This is a genomic window from Novosphingobium sp. fls2-241-R2A-195 (genome assembly GCF_030209485.1).
Classification (GTDB): domain Bacteria; phylum Pseudomonadota; class Alphaproteobacteria; order Sphingomonadales; family Sphingomonadaceae; genus Novosphingobium; species Novosphingobium resinovorum.
Genome location: NZ_JARVRY010000024.1, coordinates 85,024 through 100,757, shown reverse-complemented (window position 1 = coordinate 100,757; position 15,734 = coordinate 85,024). Strand labels below are relative to the sequence as shown.

General features: G+C 65.9%; 18 protein-coding genes. 9 read left to right on the top strand and 9 right to left on the bottom strand.

Features of this window, described 5'->3' with window-relative positions; translation table 11 throughout:
• Nucleotides 1-153: 153 nt before the first annotated feature.
• Entirely contained in the window at nucleotides 154-471 is a 318-nt protein-coding gene (locus tag QRN25_RS18305) for a putative quinol monooxygenase (RefSeq protein WP_285020644.1), read from the top strand.
• Between the two features lie 43 nt (nucleotides 472-514).
• On the opposite strand, the gene QRN25_RS18300 is transcribed toward QRN25_RS18305, so the two are convergent.
• Genes QRN25_RS18300 through QRN25_RS18260 form a run of 9 tightly spaced genes read right to left on the bottom strand, consistent with a single transcriptional unit; the run spans nucleotide 515 to nucleotide 8,709 of the window.
• Complete coding sequence (locus QRN25_RS18300; protein WP_285020642.1) at nucleotides 515-1,456, bottom strand: NAD(P)H-dependent flavin oxidoreductase; 942 nt, start codon at nucleotides 1,454-1,456, stop codon at nucleotides 515-517.
• A 4-nt stretch (nucleotides 1,457-1,460) separates the two neighbouring features.
• Nucleotides 1,461-2,309, bottom strand: coding sequence for a MaoC/PaaZ C-terminal domain-containing protein (locus QRN25_RS18295; protein ID WP_285020628.1), 849 nt, complete (start codon nucleotides 2,307-2,309; stop codon nucleotides 1,461-1,463).
• Nucleotides 2,310-2,311: 2 nt separating this feature from the next.
• Nucleotides 2,312-3,226, bottom strand: a complete 915-nt coding sequence (locus QRN25_RS18290) for an SDR family NAD(P)-dependent oxidoreductase (RefSeq protein ID WP_285020626.1) — start codon at nucleotides 3,224-3,226, stop codon at nucleotides 2,312-2,314.
• 10 nt (nucleotides 3,227-3,236) lie between these two features.
• Entirely contained in the window at nucleotides 3,237-4,415 is a 1,179-nt protein-coding gene (locus tag QRN25_RS18285; RefSeq protein ID WP_271181489.1) for an acyl-CoA dehydrogenase family protein, read from the bottom strand.
• Complete coding sequence (locus QRN25_RS18280) at nucleotides 4,412-4,741, bottom strand: hypothetical protein (protein ID WP_036525272.1); 330 nt, start codon at nucleotides 4,739-4,741, stop codon at nucleotides 4,412-4,414. The genes QRN25_RS18285 and QRN25_RS18280 overlap by 4 nt, the downstream gene beginning before the upstream one ends.
• Nucleotides 4,738-5,613 carry an HpcH/HpaI aldolase/citrate lyase family protein gene (locus tag QRN25_RS18275; protein WP_285020625.1) on the bottom strand — a complete coding sequence of 292 codons (876 nt, stop codon included), beginning with the start codon at nucleotides 5,611-5,613 and terminating at the stop codon, nucleotides 4,738-4,740. The genes QRN25_RS18280 and QRN25_RS18275 overlap by 4 nt, the downstream gene beginning before the upstream one ends.
• Nucleotides 5,610-6,062 (bottom strand): MaoC family dehydratase, encoded by a 453-nt coding sequence (locus tag QRN25_RS18270; RefSeq protein WP_036525275.1) that lies wholly within the window; start codon nucleotides 6,060-6,062, stop codon nucleotides 5,610-5,612. Before QRN25_RS18270 ends, QRN25_RS18275 begins: the two co-directional genes overlap by 4 nt.
• A 23-nt stretch (nucleotides 6,063-6,085) precedes the next feature.
• The gene (locus QRN25_RS18265) at nucleotides 6,086-7,285 is read right to left on the bottom strand and encodes an acetyl-CoA acetyltransferase (RefSeq protein ID WP_285020624.1); all 1,200 of its coding nucleotides are present in this window, start codon (nucleotides 7,283-7,285) and stop codon (nucleotides 6,086-6,088) included.
• On the bottom strand, nucleotides 7,285-8,709 hold the full coding sequence (locus QRN25_RS18260) for an OB-fold domain-containing protein (RefSeq protein WP_285020622.1): 1,425 nt from the start codon (nucleotides 8,707-8,709) through the stop codon (nucleotides 7,285-7,287). The genes QRN25_RS18265 and QRN25_RS18260 overlap by 1 nt, the downstream gene beginning before the upstream one ends.
• Before the next feature lie 163 nt (nucleotides 8,710-8,872).
• On the opposite strand from QRN25_RS18260, the gene QRN25_RS18255 reads away from it, so the two are divergent.
• The 8 genes from QRN25_RS18255 (at nucleotide 8,873) to kce (ending at nucleotide 15,719) form a co-directional block, all read left to right on the top strand.
• Nucleotides 8,873-9,763, top strand: coding sequence for an SDR family oxidoreductase (locus QRN25_RS18255; RefSeq protein ID WP_285020621.1), 891 nt, complete (start codon nucleotides 8,873-8,875; stop codon nucleotides 9,761-9,763).
• A gap of 3 nt (nucleotides 9,764-9,766) precedes the next feature.
• Nucleotides 9,767-10,930 carry an acyl-CoA dehydrogenase family protein gene (locus QRN25_RS18250; RefSeq protein WP_285020620.1) on the top strand — a complete coding sequence of 388 codons (1,164 nt, stop codon included), beginning with the start codon at nucleotides 9,767-9,769 and terminating at the stop codon, nucleotides 10,928-10,930.
• Nucleotides 10,931-11,004: 74 nt separating this feature from the next.
• Nucleotides 11,005-11,481 carry a MarR family winged helix-turn-helix transcriptional regulator gene (locus QRN25_RS18245; RefSeq protein ID WP_271181495.1) on the top strand — a complete coding sequence of 159 codons (477 nt, stop codon included), beginning with the start codon at nucleotides 11,005-11,007 and terminating at the stop codon, nucleotides 11,479-11,481.
• Between the two features lie 26 nt (nucleotides 11,482-11,507).
• Entirely contained in the window at nucleotides 11,508-12,266 is a 759-nt protein-coding gene (locus QRN25_RS18240; RefSeq protein WP_285020619.1) for an SDR family NAD(P)-dependent oxidoreductase, read from the top strand.
• A gap of 7 nt (nucleotides 12,267-12,273) precedes the next feature.
• Nucleotides 12,274-12,705, top strand: a complete 432-nt coding sequence (locus QRN25_RS18235) for a PaaI family thioesterase (protein WP_271181497.1) — start codon at nucleotides 12,274-12,276, stop codon at nucleotides 12,703-12,705.
• Nucleotides 12,702-13,496 carry an enoyl-CoA hydratase-related protein gene (locus QRN25_RS18230; RefSeq protein ID WP_271181498.1) on the top strand — a complete coding sequence of 265 codons (795 nt, stop codon included), beginning with the start codon at nucleotides 12,702-12,704 and terminating at the stop codon, nucleotides 13,494-13,496. Before QRN25_RS18235 ends, QRN25_RS18230 begins: the two co-directional genes overlap by 4 nt.
• Before the next feature lie 35 nt (nucleotides 13,497-13,531).
• The gene (locus tag QRN25_RS18225) at nucleotides 13,532-14,776 is read left to right on the top strand and encodes an acetyl-CoA hydrolase/transferase family protein (protein ID WP_285020618.1); all 1,245 of its coding nucleotides are present in this window, start codon (nucleotides 13,532-13,534) and stop codon (nucleotides 14,774-14,776) included.
• Nucleotides 14,777-14,795: 19 nt separating this feature from the next.
• Complete coding sequence (gene kce, locus QRN25_RS18220) at nucleotides 14,796-15,719, top strand: 3,5-dioxohexanoate:acetyl-CoA acetone transferase (protein WP_285020617.1); 924 nt, start codon at nucleotides 14,796-14,798, stop codon at nucleotides 15,717-15,719.
• Nucleotides 15,720-15,734 lie beyond the last annotated feature (15 nt).

The window sequence follows — 15,734 nt, the reverse complement described above, 5'->3', positions numbered from 1 at the left end:
TTGTCCGGGCCGCAAACACCGGGCTCACAAGATACGACGGAGGGGGTGTCGAGGATGAATTCCCGCCCCGTTCGCCCTCGATCTCGAAGGCGTCTGGAACCGCGCACTTACGGGATAGACGCGAAGATGCAATTCCAGGCACGGAGAGATCGCATGCACCCTGTATTCGTCACCCTCGAACTCCATTTCGCACCGGGCATGATAGAGACGTTCCTGACGCAACTGCCCGGCATTCTCGAAGAGACGCGCAGGACCGACGGCTTTGTCGCCATCAGTGCCCATCGCCATCATGAGGACGCCGACAGACTCATCCTTTCCGAGCAATGGCACAGTGCGCTGGCCTATCAGACCTACCTGCAGGCACGCATAGACTCGGGGCTGTTCACGGACCTGGCCAAGCTGCTCGTTGCGGAACCCCGCATCGGCATCTGGCAGCCCGCTCATCTCACGGTAACGCCGCCAGTCGACTGACAAAGAAGGCGCGGGAGGCAAACTCTCCCGCGCCTTCTTCATGTCAGCCTGCGTCTGCCAGAAAGCGGCGCGCCTCGGCGTATTCGTCCACCAGCGTACCGATCCATTCGCCTGCAGGCCCCGCGACCTTGACCGCGCCGATGCCCTGCCCGGCGCTCCAGATTTCCTTCCACGCCTTGGCGTTGTCGCCGCCGCCGTCGATGTTGATCGCCTTGCCCGCCGCGCGCACGAGGTTGTCCGGGTCCAGCCCGTTCTCGACGATCGAAGGCCGCAGGAACGTCGCCTTCACGCCGGTGAACGAGTCGCTGACGAGGATGTCGTCGGCCGCGCAGTCGACGATCATCTGCTTGAAACCGGCCTGCGTGTTGGCCTCCTCCGACGCAAGGAAGGCCGAGCCGACATAGGCGAGGTCAGCCCCCATCGCCTCGGCTGCCAGCACCGAGCGGCCGTTGGCGATGCAGCCCGAGAGGATCAGCAGCCCGTCCCACCACTCGCGGATTTCCTGCACCAGCGCGAAAGGCGAGATATTGCCGGTATGCCCGCCTGCCCCGGCACCGACAGCGATGATCCCGTCCACGCCCATCTGTGCGGCCTTCTGCGCATGGCGGTTGCGCACGACGTCCTGGAACACCAGCGCGCCGTTGTCCTGAAGCCTCCGCACGAGATCGGGGTTGGCCGCCAGCGCCAGCACCACGATCGGCACCTTGTGGCGCAGCACCACCTCCAGATCCGGCTCCAGCCGCGAATTCGAGGCATGGGCGACGAGGTTGATCGCATAAGGTGCGTCGCCCACTTCGGCCTTGATGCGGGCGATGTCGGCATCGAGCGCCTCAGTCGTGCGCGGGTTCAGTGCGGGCATCGAGCCGATGATCCCGGCCTTGCACTGCGCGATCACGAGATCTGCGGTGGAGGCGATGAACATCGGCCCCGCCATCACCGGAATGCGCAGTCTGCCCTTGAGGGCGGCGATCTCTTCCCTGTTCATCGTTCTATCGCTTCCATGTTATCGCGCCGTCATCCAGCACCTTGCGATCCCCCACCAACGCGCGGAACCGCGCCGAGGCATCGCCGTCCTTCCATACCTCGAATGTGACTTCGTCCCCGGGCATGACCACGCCCGAGAACTTGCAGGCCAGCGCCCCCACCGCCCCCGGATCGCGCCCCAACGCGCGCGAGACCGCCACGCCGGCGACGGCATAGCTCGCCAGCCCGTGCAGGATCGGGCGCGGGAAACCGGCCTTCGCCGCGAAGCCCGGATCGAGATGCAGCGGGTTCCAGTCTCCCGACAGGCGATAGATCAGCGCCGCGCGCGGCGAGATCGCGTAGTGCCCGACCGCATCGGGAGCGCCGACCGGCTCGAACTTCGCCTCGCGCGGGGCTTCGGGGCCCCCGAAACCGCCGTCGCCGCGCAGCAGCAGGGTCTGGCGCAGGCGGCAATGGACGGCGTCGGTATCGGCATTGCTGATCTCGCGCTCCAGCACCAGCACCGCGCCGCGCCCCTCACCCCTGTCGGTCAGCGAGACGACGCTCGCCGTCCCTGTCACCGTGGCGCCGGGGAGCAGCGGCTCGAAGAACTCGGCTGCCTGCGCGGAATGCACCAGCTTACCGAAATCGACCCCGAGCGCCGGCTCGCGTATCCACATGCCGGGCGAACACAGCGTCACACCATAAGTCGGCAGAACCCGCAGCGATCGTTCATCGAGAAACGCGAGGTCGCCCTCATCGCACGGATCGTGCCCCAGCCCGACGCCCAGCGCATAAAGGATCGCGTCACGCTCGGCATAGGACTGCGTGCGCACGCCGAAGCCGTAGTCCCGGATCGCGTCGGGCCGGATCATGGTCACACCGGATCCCAGGTGAACACATCGCCCGAGCGGTGGAGCGGGTAGAAGTCGTTGGCGAACTGCGGGAACACGCGCTCGGTGATCGTCTCGGGCGTCCAGCCCTCGGCGGTATGGGCGGTGCGGATCGGGCGCGACTGCGAGAACAGGTAGATCTCGTTGTTGCGCACGCCGAAGACCTGTCCCGTCACGTCCTTGCCGCCATCGCTGCACAGCGCCGCACAGAACGGCCCGATCTTGTCGGCGTCCAGCTTCTTGAGGCCCTCGACGCGCTTCTGCTGCTCGGGCGTGTCGGTCGGGATCGAACTGACCATGCGCGTCCAGGCCCAGGGCGCAACGGCGTTGGAGCGCACGCCGAAGCGCTGCATGTCGATCGCGATGCACTTGGACATGCCGACGATGCCCAGCTTGGCCGCCGCATAGTTCGCCTGCCCGAAGTTGCCGACGAGCCCGGTCGAGGAGGTCATGTGCACGAAAGCGCCCGAGCCCTGATCCTTGAAGAACGGCGCGGCGGCGCGGCTGGTGTGGAAGCTGCCCATGAGGTGCACCTCGATCACCGCGCGGAAGTCCTCCGGCTCCATCTTGTGGAAGATCACGTCGCGCAAGTTGCCCGCGTTGTTCACCACCGCGTCGATCCGGCCGAAGCTGTCGATCGCGGCCTGGACCATCGCCTGCGCCCCGTCCCATTCGGCGACGCTGTCGTGGTTGGCGACCGCCTGCCCGCCCAGCGCACGGATTTCCTCGACCACCTGCTCGGCGGGCGAAGCGCCCTCCTCACCCGCGCCGCTAAGCGCCACGCCAAGGTCGTTGACGACCACCGCAGCACCCGCCTTCGCCATGGCCAGCGCGATGCCGCGACCGACGCCGCGACCGGCGCCGGTGACGAGCACGGCCTTGCCTTCCATCATTCCCATTGTCGTATCCTCAGTAGCTCTTGGGAAGGTCGAGGACCTTCTCGGCGATGAAGCTCATGATGAGCTGCTCGGTGATCGGCGCGAGGCGCGTCAGCGCGGCCTCGCGGTAGAGTCGCTCGACATGGTATTCCTTGGCATAGCCAAAGCCGCCATGCGTCGCGACCGATTGCCACGCCGCGTCATGACAGGCGCGCGCGGCAAGGAACTTGGCGGAATTGGCCTCCGCGCCGCAGGGCAGGCCGCTGTCGTAGAGGCGCGCGGCTTTCTCGACCATCAACCAGGCGCTCTGCAGGTACATCCACTTTTCCGCGAGCGGGTGCTGGATGCCCTGGTTCTGGCCGATCGGCCGGTCGAAAACCACGCGCTCCTTGGCATAGTTCACGCCCCGGCGCAGTGCGTCGGAACCGATGCCGGTGGCGGCGGCGGCGATCAGGATGCGCTCGGGGTTGAGCGAGTGGAGGATATAGCCGAAGCCCTTGCCTTCCTCGCCGATGCGGTCCTCGTCGGGGATGAACAGGTCCTCGATGAAGATCGCGTTCGAATCCACCGCCTTGCGGCCCATCTTGGGGATCAGGTGGACGTCGATCTTGCTGCGGTCGAGATCGGTGTAGAAGATGGTGATGCCGTCCGTCGGCTTGCTCACATCCTCGAACTTGGTCGTGCGCGTCAGCAGCATGATCTTGTTCGCGACCTGCGCGGTCGAGGTCCAGACCTTCTGGCCGTTGACGCGGTAGCCGCCGGGCACCTTCTCGGCGAAAGTCTTGATCCGCGTGGTGTTGAGACCGGCGTCTGGCTCGGTGAAGCCGAAGCACACCTGGTCCTCGCCCGAGACAAGGCGCGGCACCCAGCGGGCCTTCTGCTCCTCGGTGCCCTTGACCACAATCGGGTGCGGGCCGAACAGGTTGATGTGGATCGTCGAGGACGCGGCGAACCCGCCGCCGCAAGAGGCGACCTCGCGGATCATCGTCATCGCCTCGGTCACGCCGAGGCCGGAGCCGCCGTATTCCTCGGGCATGGTGATGCCCAGCCAGCCGCTTTCGGCCATGGCGCGGTGGAATTCACGCGGGAACTTGCCGTCGTCGTCGCGGGCGAGCCAGTATTCGTCGTCGAACGGCTTGCAGACCGCGCGCACGCCTTCGCGGATGGCTTCGAGATCTTCCTCGGTCGGAAGCGGACGGGGTGCACTCATGACGAAATCCTCGTTGAATGGGACTGGATGCGGCGCAGCAGGTCGGGCCCGCGCCACAGAAGCCAGGCGGCGTTGACCATGTTGCCGGTGCAGCAGGTGACGATGAACAGCACGACCACGAGCGTCAGGTTGCGCTCGTAGGCGTAGATGATGAGCGAGAAGAGCAGGAAGCCGGAATAGGCATCGGCCCAGACGTAGAGGCCCCAGACCACCGACCACACGTGGAGCTGGTCCGGGATGACCTCGCCGGTCGCGAAGGCATAGAGAAGAAACGCGGTCAGGCCGACCACGATCGCAAGGCTGGCGCCGCGCGCGAAACCGCTCATCCATCTTCTCCTGCTGCGGCCAGCGTCTTGTGCGCGGCCTTGAGGTGGGGAATGTCGAACATCTTTCCGTCGATGCCGATCGTACCGAGTTCGGGATTGGCGGCGAAGGCATCGACGATGCGGCGGGCATGGGCCACTTCCTCCTCAGACGGGCTGAAGCAGCGGTTGATCGTGTCGACCTGATCGGGATGGATGGCGATGCGGCCGAGAAACCCGTCGCGCCGGGCCTTGCGGCAATCGGTTTCCAGCCCCTCGGGATCGCGGAAGTTGGCGTAGAGCGTGTCGATCGGCACGACCCCGGCCGAGGCCGAGGCGAACAGGCACTGCGCGCGGGCAACCTGATAGGGGAAGGTCCAGGAGCCGTCGGCCTCCTTGTTGTCCGTCGCGCCGATCGCGGCGCCAAGGTCTTCCGCCCCCCAGGTCAGACCGACGAGGCGCGGGTGCGGCGGCGTGTAGGACTGCAGGTTGAACATCGCCAGCGGCGTCTCGGTGGAGACGACGGCGATCTTCACCGTGCCCGCCGCCATGCCCGCCTCGGCCTCGAGCCGGTCGAGCTTGCGGGCGATTTCGGCGATGTCCTCGGCGCCATTGGCCTTGGGGATCAACAGTCCCGCAAGGCCGGGGCGCACCACGGCGGCAAGGTCGTCGTCGATCAGCCCGCTGTCGAGCGGATTGGGCCGCACGAACAGCGCAGCGCCGACCTCGCCCGCGCGGTCGAGCCAGCCCGCGACGATGCCGCGCGCCTCGGGCTTCACCGCCGGAGCAACCGAGTCCTCGAGATCGAGGATCAGCACGTCCGCCGCGGTCTGCGAGGCTTTTGCGAACTTTTTCTCGCTGTCGCCCGGCACGAAGAGAAGCGAGCGCAGCCTCACGCCGGCTTCCTCAACATAAGCGCATTGCGCTTAGTGCGGCAGACGATCTGGTCGTTCTGGTTGAGGCCGATATGCTCGAACAGGACGATGCCCTGCGTTGGGCGAGACTTGCTGGCGCGCACCTCCAGCACATGCGTTTCCGAGCGGATGGTATCGCCGGAGAAGACCGGGTTCGGAAACACCGTATCGGTCATGCCGAGGTTGGCGACCGTGGTGCCCAGCGTCGTATCCTGCACCGACAGGCCGATCACCAGTCCCAGCGTGAAGATCGAGTTCATCAGCGGCCTGCCGAACTCGGTCTGCGCCGCATAGTCGTGATCGACGTGAAGCTGGGCCGGATTGAAGGTCAGCGACGAGAACAGCATGTTCTCGTATTCCAGCACGGTCTTGCGGATCTCGTGCCGGATCACCTGCCCGACCTCGAACTCCTCGAACCAGAGGCCTGCCATCGTATCGTCTCCCTATTATCTTGTCAGTTCAGGCGGCCGAGGATCGCCACGGCGGCGACGCTGTTGAACGGCGCACCGCCCAGATTGTGCGTCAGGCCGAAGTCGACCTTGCCGCGCTGGCGCTCGCCCGCCCGGCCCTGAAGCTGGTTGTAGACCTCGTAGGCCATGCGCAGGCCCGAGGCGCCGACCGGGTGTCCGAAACACTTGAGCCCGCCGTCGAGCTGGCACGGGATCGCCCCGTCGCGGTCGTACCGGCCATCGAGGATGTCGGCAGGCGCGCGGCCCTCGTCCGAGAGGCCGAGGTCTTCCATGATGACCAGTTCGGTGATCGAGAAGCAGTCGTGCACCTCGGTGATGTCGATGCTCTGCTTCGGATCGTGGATGCCCGCCTCGGCATAGGCCTTGCCAGCCGCGACGCGGGTATTGGGCACATGCGCGCCGTCCCATTCGCCGTACTGCATCTCCCAGCCGTTGCTGGCGCTCAGCTGGATCGCCTTGATCGTGACGGGGTTGACCTTGCCCAGCCCGCGCGCGATGTCGGGCGTGGTGACGATGGCGCAGGCCGCGCCGTCCGACACGCCGCAGCAGTCGAACAGGCCGAGCGGATCGGCGATCATCGGCGCGTTCAGGATCTTGTCCATCTCCACCGCCTTGCGCATGTGCGCCTTGGGGCTGTGGACGCCGTTCTGGTGGCTCTTCCACGAGACATGCGCCATCGCCCGCTTGAGGTCGCCGGCATCGATCCCGTGGCGCGCGGCATAAGCCCCTGCCAGTTGCGCGAACGTGCCCGGCGCCGAGCCGTAAGGCATCCACAAGTCGTTCTGCACGCCCTTGGTCTTGAGCGGCAAGCCGCCGTATCCGGTGTCCTTGAGCTTCTCGACGCCGATGGCCAGCGCGATGTCCACCGCGCCCGAAGCCACGGCATAAGCCGCGCCGCGCAGCGCCTCGGTGCCGGTGGCGCACATGTTCTCCACCCGCGTCACCGGCACCCGCTGCAGGCGCAGCGCATGGGCGGCGGGCAGCGCGGAATTGCCGACGTTGATGTCGTCGAGCGCATTGCCGACCCACGCCGCCTCGATCTGCTCGCGCGCGATACCGGCGTCGGCCAGCGCCTCGCCGAACGCCTCGACCATCAGCCCGTCAGCGCCGAGCTCCCAACGTTCGCCGAAACGGCTGCAACCCATGCCGACTATGGCGACCTTGTCCCTGAATCCGCTCGCCATCAGGCGTCTCCCAACGTCGGGCGCGCGAGCGGCGCCGCTTTCCAGAAATAGGTACGGGTGCCCAGCTCGCGGTTCTGCGACTTGATGCGCAACCGCATGCGGACGCGGTCCCCCACCGCAAAGCCCTGCTCGGGCCGGTCGACCATCTCCATCAGCACCCGCGCGCCGTTGTCGAACTGGACGAGACCAAAGTCGAACGGCGGGTCGGGGGTGAAGTTCAGCCGGTCCGCCGTGATCGAGACGATCTTCGCCTCCAGATCGGCAAGGCGCACGTCCTCCAGCACTTCGGGCTCGGACAGAGCCGGGTTGACCGGATAGGCGCTCTTGGGGAACTGGACGTTGCCTCCACTGTCGCGCCCGCCGATGAAGCCGATGGTGTCGCGGCCGACGCGCTCCAGCACGGTGGCCTGCGATTTCTGCTGGAATTCCGCGCGCATCCCCCAGTCGAGCGACAGCGCACTCGAAAGATTGAGGAAGCGCGTGGGCGAAGTCAGGCGGAAGCCCTGCGCGAGAACCTCGGCGAACCCGGCCACGCCCTCGACTTCGCCGGTCACCTCGAACACCAGAGCATCGACGCCACTGCCGAATCCGACGACCAGCACGTAATCGCCCACTGCCGCCGCCGCGAGCGCCAGGCCGAGGCCGTAGAGTGGCATCGCCGTGCCCAGATCGCCCGCCGCATCGGAAACCGATTGACAATGATTAGGCGCAGCGACCTTCAACTGGCGCGCCGCAGCGGCCCATGTCCCGCCGACCGGCTCGGCCACCGCGACATGCGTCAGATGGCCCGGCTCGATCCCCGCTTCCTCGCAGGCGTCGCGGATGGCGGGGACGATCAGTTCGGCCACCGCCACGTCGCGCACGAAGCGCTCCTCGTAGGCGTAAGGCGTGGGGTGATCCTGCGAGGCATAGCGATCGACCAGATCGTGCGTCACGCTGGCGAAACCCGCCAGCCGCGCGCCGCCGCCTTCGCCGATGCGCACCGCTGCGGCGCCGTCGCCATAGGCCAGTTGCGCCGCACTGCCCGCCTGCGTCAGCCGCTTTTCCGATGCGACGACGATCTGGTCGCCCGTACCCAGCAGCGCATCGAGCATGGCAGTGGTGGCGGCGCGGCGCGAATTGCCGAAGTCCACGGTGCGCACCGTGCGTGGCAGGGCCAGCGCATCGAGCGCGATCGCGCTTTGCGAGCGCTCCGTGTAATAGGCCGAGGTCGAGGCGATCCGCAGACTTTCGGGCGCGGTCTGCACCAGCCCCCGCGCCGCTTCTACAGCCATCGTCAGGCTGTCCTCGTCCCAGCCCGCCAGCGCGCGGAAACCGCCACGCGGCATGCCGAGGCCGCTCCAGGAATATTCGCGGGCGATCGCCTTGCGGTCGACGCGCAGCGCGGGCAAGTATGCACCCATCGCGGTTATACCGATCTGCACCCTATCCTCCGCAAGATCATTTTTCAGGTCCGCCGCTGCTTGGCGGCGGCATATCGTCGCAGCCTTCTTGACAGCGCCGAATCATTTTGTAAACAGGTTCACAATTAGTGGCAAGGGTGATTTGGCACCCCCTCGGGGCAGCCTCCGGCCAAGGGAGCAGGATTTGGACATCTTTAGACAGGACGCACTGGCCGGGAAGGCCATTCTAGTGACGGGTGGCGGCAGCGGCCTTGGCCGGGAGATCGCCCGCAGCCTCAGCGCGCGCGGCGCAGTGGTGCATATCTGCGGCCGCCGCCAGGCGCTGCTGGACGGAACGGCCGCCGAAATTTCGGCGGCGACCGGCGGCGCGGTCCATGCTCACGCCTGCGACATCCGAGATGCCGATGCGGTGGACGCGATGGTCGAGGCGATCTGGCAGACGGGCCCGCTTTCCGGCCTGTTCAACAACGCCGCCGCCAACTTCATCGCACCGACCAAGGACCTGAGCGCCCGCGGCTTCCGTGCGGTGACCTCGACGGTGATCGACGGCACGTTCTACACCACGCTGTCGTGCGGCAAGCGCTGGATTCGCGACGGGATCGCAGGCGCGGTCGTCTCCAACCTGACGACCTGGGTATGGACCGGATCGGCCTTCGTGGTGCCGTCCGCCATGGGCAAGACCGCGATCGACGCGATGACCAAGTCGCTGGCGGTGGAATGGGGCCCTTACGGCATCCGCCTCAACGCCGTGGCCCCCGGCCCCTTCCCCACCGAAGGCGCCTGGGAAAAGCTGAACCCGATCCCGGACACGCAAAGCTCGGCCACCAATTGCGAGACGGTGCCGCTGCGCCGCTTCGGTGACATGCCCGAACTGTGCAACCTGATTACCTTCCTGTTGTCGGATGGGTGCAATTACCTAACCGGGCAGACCATCGCGATCGACGGCGCGCAGCATCTGGCCGGTCCCGGCACCTTCGCCGATCTCACCAACCTGACAGGCGAGCAGTGGGACGCAGCGCGCGCCGCTATCGCGGGTTCGGTCGCCAAGGAAAAAGCCCAACGGGGGAGCAACTGAGCCATGATCGAAAGATCCCTCTTCCAGCCCGAACACGAAATGTGGCGCGACACTGTCCGCAAGTTCATCGAGAAGGAAATCGTCCCCTTCCACGACCAGTGGGAAAAGGACGGCATCGTCCCGCGCGACGTATGGCTCAAGGCCGGTGAAGCCGGGATGCTGTGCTGCACGGTTCCCGAGGAATACGGCGGCATCGGCGCGGATTATCTCTACGACGTCATCGTCTTCGAGGAATTGTGGCGCGCGGGCACGAGCGGCCCGGGCTTCCTGATCCACACCGACCTCGTCGCCTCCTACATCCTCGCCTTCGGGACCGAGGAGCAGAAGCGCCAGTGGCTGCCGAAGATGGTCAGCGGCGAGGCGATCGGCTCGCTCGGCATGACCGAGCCGCACGCGGGCAGCGATCTCAAGGCGATCCGCACCCGCGCCGAGCGCCAAGGCGACGACTTCGTGATCAACGGGCAGAAGGTGTTCATCTCGAACGGCCAGCTGTGCGACGTGATCGTGCTCGCCACCAAGACCGACAGCGCCGCCGGGGCCAAGGGCACCTCGCTGTTCCTCGTCGATGCCAGCCTCCCCGGTTTCAACCGGGGCCAGAACCTCGACAAGCTCGGCATGAAGGCGCAGGACACCTCGGAACTGTTCTTCGACAACCTGCGCGTGCCCGCCAGCGCAATGCTGGGCGAGGAAGGTCAGGGCTTCGCGCTGATGATGACGAAGCTGTCGCAGGAACGGCTCGCCCAGGCGATCCGCTCGGCGACCGTGACCGAAACCGTCATCGAATGGACGGTGGACTACACTGCCGAGCGCAAGGCCTTCGGCCAGACCATCGGGGATTTTCAGAACACCCAGTTCGTGCTGGCCGACCTCAAGGCACGTGCGGTGATGGCGCGGGTCTTCACCGACAAGTGCATCGACCTGTTCATGAAGGGCGAGCTTGATCCGGTCGATGCCGCGATGGCCAAGATGACCACCTCGGAACTGCACTGCGAAACGGTCGACAAGTGCCTGCAATTGTTCGGCGGCTGGGGCTATATGTGGGAGTATCCGATCTGCCGCGCCTATGCCGACGCGCGCATCGTCAAGATCGCCGGTGGCTCCATCGAGATCATGAAGACCATCATCGCGCGTGAGATGTTCAAGGGCAAGCTGACGCGCAAAGGGTAATGGAAACACGCTTACCTCTTGATGCACGCGCGATTGCCGATAGTGCGGAGGTTTCAACCTCCGAAGGAAAGAGCGTGCCCAAGAATCTGGATTCCAATTTGCGCTTCGGCTTTTTGATCCACGACGTGTCGCGCATGCGCCGCATCGTCGTGGACCGGGCCCTCAAGCCCCTCGGCATCACGCGTTCGCAGTGGTGGGTGCTGGCCTTCCTGTCGCGCCGCGACGGAATGACCCAGACCGCCCTCGCCGCCGACCTCGATCTCACCAAGGTGGCGATCGGTGGACTGGTCGATCGCATGGAAGCCGGTGGCTTCGTGGAACGCCGGGCGGATGAACGCGATGCCCGCGCCCGTCGCATCTACCTGACCAAGGCTGGCCAGAAGCTGGTCGCCGCGATCAGGGAAGCGGTTGATGCGGTGGAAGCCGACATCATGAGCGTGGTGGAAGACGAAGAACTCGAGGGCGCCAGCGGCGTACTCCTCAAGGTCAAGACAAGACTGATCGAACTCATCGGCAGCGATGCCGAAGGGGCCGGCGACATAGAAATGTAGCCGGTCATGAACAAACGGAGGTTGTTGTGAAAGGTTTGGAAGGCAAGGTCGCCATCGTCACCGGCGGCGGACAGGGCATCGGGCGCGCGCTCGTTCTCAGGCTCGCGGCGGAGGGGTGCAAGGTCGCCATCTTCGATCTCAGCCCCGAGGCGGGCGACGAGACCGCAAAGCTCGCCGGAGACGCCGTGGTGCAGACCTGGCAGGTCGATGTGAGCGACTTCGAGGCCGTTCAGGCTGCGGTAGGTGCCGTTGAGGACACCCTTGGTCCCGTCTGGGCGTTGGTCAACAACGCCGGATGGGACAAGCCCATGCCCTTCCTGACCACCACCCCGGAGTTCTGGGACAAGGTCATCTCGATCAACCTCAAGGGCAATCTCAACACCCATTTCGCGGTCGCGGGCCGGATGGCGCAGCGCGGCGGCGGGCGGATCATCAACATCGCCTCGGACGCGGCGCGCGTCGGCACCAGCAACGAGGCGGTCTATTCGGCCTGCAAGGGCGGCCTCATCAGCTTCACCAAGTCGATCGCCCGCGAACTGGCGCGCAAGAACGTGCTCGCCAACTGCGTCTGCCCTGGTCCAACCAACACGCCGATGATGGCCTCGGTGCTGGGCGAAGGCGCCGACGCGGAGAAGTGGAAGGACGCGATGGTGCGCGGTATCCCCTTGAAGCGCATGGGAGAACCCGAGGACTACGCCGGCATCGTGGCGATGCTCGCGTCGGACGACGGGGCCTATATCACCGGGCAGGCCATTTCCGTCTCCGGCGGCATGAACATGGTCTGATCCGGCCATGTCGGATCAGGACAATACCCCACCGCCGATCCCGGGAAACTGGGAAACCGGCATCGTTACCCGCACGGGAGCGTGGACGGTCGGCCAGATCTGGGTCGATTGGGAAGCGAAGCGCTACTGCCTGAAGGTCTCGGAAGATCACTGCAACGGCGTCGGCGGCATGCACGGAGGCGCCATGGCGACTTTCCTCGACGGGCAGGCCTTCGTCTACCAGGACCGCGAAGCCGCCGATCCCCATACGCCGACAATATCCTTGCAGGTCAATTACCTGGCTCCGCCCGTCGCGGGCGACTGGCTGGTGGCGGAGGTCGTGCTGGTGAAAACCACGCGCACGATGATCTTCACCCAGGCGATCGCCACCGTCGGAGAGCGGGTGATGGCCAGCTCCCACGCGATCTACAAGAACAACGCAGGAAAGGACTCGCTATGAGCGAAGCACCCCAGTTCGAGCACGTGATCTACGAAGTAAAGGGCCGCGCGGCCTGGATCACGATCAACCGCCCCAAGCTCTACAACGCCTTCAACGCCCAGACGATCGAGGAGCTGATCGCCTCGTTCAAGCTGGCCGCCGACGATCGCGGCGTCAGCTCGGTCGTGCTCACCGGCGCGGGCGACAAGGCCTTCTGCACCGGCGGCGACCAGTCGGCCCACGAAGGCCAGTACGACGGGCGCGGCATCGTCGGCCTGCCGATCGACGAACTGCAGTCGATCATCCGCGACATTCCCAAGCCCGTGATTGCCCGCATCAACGGCTTCGCGATCGGCGGCGGCAACGTCTTCGCAACGCTGTGCGACCTTTCGATCATGTCGGAATCGGCGAAGCTCGGACAGGTCGGCCCCAAGGTCGGCTCGGTCGATGCAGGCTGGGGCACCGCCCTGCTCGCCCGCCACGTCGGCGACAAGAAGGCGCGCGAAATCTGGTTCCTCAACCTCCAGTATACGGCGGCAGAGGCGCTCGAGATGGGCCTCGTCAACAAGATCGTCCCGCACGACCAGCTCGATGCGGCGGTGACCGAGTGGACCGACATCCTCGCCCAGCGCTCGCCCACCGCGCTGGCGCTCGCCAAGCGCAGCTTCAATGCCGACAGCGACAACATCCGCGGCATCTCGATGCTGGCGCTCAATGCGGTGAAGCTGTTCTACGACACCGACGAGTCCAAGGAAGGCGTCCGCGCCTTCACCGAGAAGCGCGCGCCCGACTTCCACAAGTACGTGAAGTGACGGAATAGCAGATAGCAAATCAGCAGGTCCGGCCCGTGGCACCACGACGCATCACCGACGACGATCTGGCCGCAGTCCTGCCGCCCGGTGGGCTGACGCTGGTTTCGTCGTGCAGCGCGGAATCGGATCTGCTGGCCGATATGGTCGCCGGGGGGGGAGATACCCTGGCGGCCATGCGGTTCTCCGGCATCTTCGTGCCCGGCCTCAACCGCCGGACATGGTCGGGAAGCAGCCTAAGCCGCGTGCTGACGTTCTTCCAGACGCCGCAGCTCAGGGCAGAACCCGAGCGGGTCGATTTCAGGCCGCTGTGCTACGGGCAGATATCCGAGCTCTATGCGGCCGAGCCGCCAAGCGCCGTGCTGTTCATGTGCAGCCCGCCCGATGAAAACGGAATGTGCTCGTTCGGGCCGGAAACAGCGTTCATTCCCGATTTCTGGCGATCCGCCGGAACGCGGATCGCGCATATCAACCCCGCCATGCCGCGCACGGCAGGCGATCCGGGTATTCCCTTCGGCGAACTGACCGCGTTCATCGAGCAGGATCAGGTATTGAAAGGCACGCCCGCCGATCTTCCGGACCCTGTTTCGCGCGCGATCGCGGAACATGCGGCCCGCTTCATAGAAGACGGCGCCACGCTGCAGACCGGCCTCGGCAAAGTGCCCGACGCCGTCCTCGATGCATTGCATGACCGCCGCAACCTGCGCCTTCATACCGGCCTCGTCGGCGACGGCGGGCTGCGGCTGGTGCGATCGGGGGCCATGGCCCCGGGTTCGAGCGCCCTTGTCGGCGTCGCGATCGGATCGCCCGAACTCTACGCCGGGCTCGAGGATCCCCATTTCCAGTTTCGGCCGGTCTCAGTGACGCATGATCTGCGCATCGCGGGAGCCGCCGAACACTTCGTCACGGTGAATTCCGCGCTGGAAGTCGACCTGTTCGGACAAGTCTATTCCGAGGTCGGCCCCAAGGGCGCCATGTCGGGACCGGGAGGCGCCAGCGACTTTGCCGCCGCCGCCCGCCTGTCGCCGCGCGGGCTGCGCCTGATCTGCCTTCCCGCCGACGCGGCGAAAGGCACGCTGTCGCGCATCATCGACCCTGCCTCTGCACGCGGCCCGGCATCGCTGAGCCGGCTCGATACCGATGTAGTCGTCACCGAACATGGTGCCGCCGACCTGCGGGGCAAGAGCCATGATGACCGCGCCGAAGCCCTGATACGTATAGCCGCCCCCCAATTCCGCGATGTCCTGGCAGAAAGCTGGCGTGCGGTTTCGGATCGGCTCTGAGAACACAAGAGAGGATTATATGGCCAAGACCATCATCAGTTGCGCCGTGACCGGCTCGATCCACACGCCATCGATGTCGCCGCATCTGCCGGTGACGGCTGAGGAGATCGCCCGGAGCGCGCTTGAGGCGGCAGAGGCTGGCGCGGCGATCGTCCACCTGCATGCGCGCGATCCCGAAACCGGCAAGCCGGTGCATGAGCCGGAAGACTTCGCGCCGTTCCTCAAGGTGATCAAGCAGGCGAGCGACGTGGTGGTCAACATCACCACCGGCGCCTCGCCCTACATGCCCGTCGAGTACCGCGTGAAACCCGCCGAGACGTGGCAACCCGAAGTGGCCAGCCTCAACATGGGGAGCATGAACTTCGGGCTGTTCCCGATGCTCAAAAAGGACCGGGAGTGGAAGCACGCCTGGGAGCCCGAAATGCTGGAGGCCAGCCATGATCTGGTGTTCCGCAACAGCTTCAAGGACATCCGCTATGCGCTGGAAACGCTGAACAAGACCGGCACCCGCTATGAGTTCGAGTGCTACGACACGGCGCACCTCTACAACCTGCACTACTTCTGGAAGGAGGGCTTGGTCGAAGGCCCGTTGTTCATCCAGACCTGCTTCGGCCTCCTCGGCGGCATCGGCGCGCATCCGGAAGACGTGATGCACATGAAGCGCACCGCCGACCGCCTGTTCGGCGACAACTACCGCTGGTCGGTGCTGGCGGCAGGCGCGAACCAGATGCCGGTGGCGGCGATGGCGGCCAGCATGGGCGGCCACGTGCGCGTGGGGCTGGAGGACTCGCTGTGGATCGGCAAGGGCCAGCTTGCGACCAGCAACGCGCAGCAGGTCACCAAGGTGCGCCAGATCATCGAGGGCCTCGGCGGCGAGATCGCCACGCCTGCCGAAGCCCGCGAAATCCTCGGCCTCAAGGGCGGCGACAAGGTCGCCTTCTGACCCTGCCTCTCGCAA

Coding starts and splice junctions, on each gene's coding strand:
- QRN25_RS18305 (WP_285020644.1), top strand. CDS start 154: ATGCACCCTGTATTCGTCACCCTCGAACTCCATTTCGCACCGGGCATG.
- QRN25_RS18300 (WP_285020642.1), bottom strand. CDS start 1,456: ATGAACAGGGAAGAGATCGCCGCCCTCAAGGGCAGACTGCGCATTCCG.
- QRN25_RS18295 (WP_285020628.1), bottom strand. CDS start 2,309: ATGATCCGGCCCGACGCGATCCGGGACTACGGCTTCGGCGTGCGCACG.
- QRN25_RS18290 (WP_285020626.1), bottom strand. CDS start 3,226: ATGGGAATGATGGAAGGCAAGGCCGTGCTCGTCACCGGCGCCGGTCGC.
- QRN25_RS18285 (WP_271181489.1), bottom strand. CDS start 4,415: ATGAGTGCACCCCGTCCGCTTCCGACCGAGGAAGATCTCGAAGCCATC.
- QRN25_RS18280 (WP_036525272.1), bottom strand. CDS start 4,741: ATGAGCGGTTTCGCGCGCGGCGCCAGCCTTGCGATCGTGGTCGGCCTG.
- QRN25_RS18270 (WP_036525275.1), bottom strand. CDS start 6,062: ATGGCAGGCCTCTGGTTCGAGGAGTTCGAGGTCGGGCAGGTGATCCGG.
- QRN25_RS18265 (WP_285020624.1), bottom strand. CDS start 7,285: ATGGCGAGCGGATTCAGGGACAAGGTCGCCATAGTCGGCATGGGTTGC.
- QRN25_RS18250 (WP_285020620.1), top strand. CDS start 9,767: ATGATCGAAAGATCCCTCTTCCAGCCCGAACACGAAATGTGGCGCGAC.
- QRN25_RS18235 (WP_271181497.1), top strand. CDS start 12,274: ATGTCGGATCAGGACAATACCCCACCGCCGATCCCGGGAAACTGGGAA.
- QRN25_RS18230 (WP_271181498.1), top strand. CDS start 12,702: ATGAGCGAAGCACCCCAGTTCGAGCACGTGATCTACGAAGTAAAGGGC.
- kce (WP_285020617.1), top strand. CDS start 14,796: ATGGCCAAGACCATCATCAGTTGCGCCGTGACCGGCTCGATCCACACG.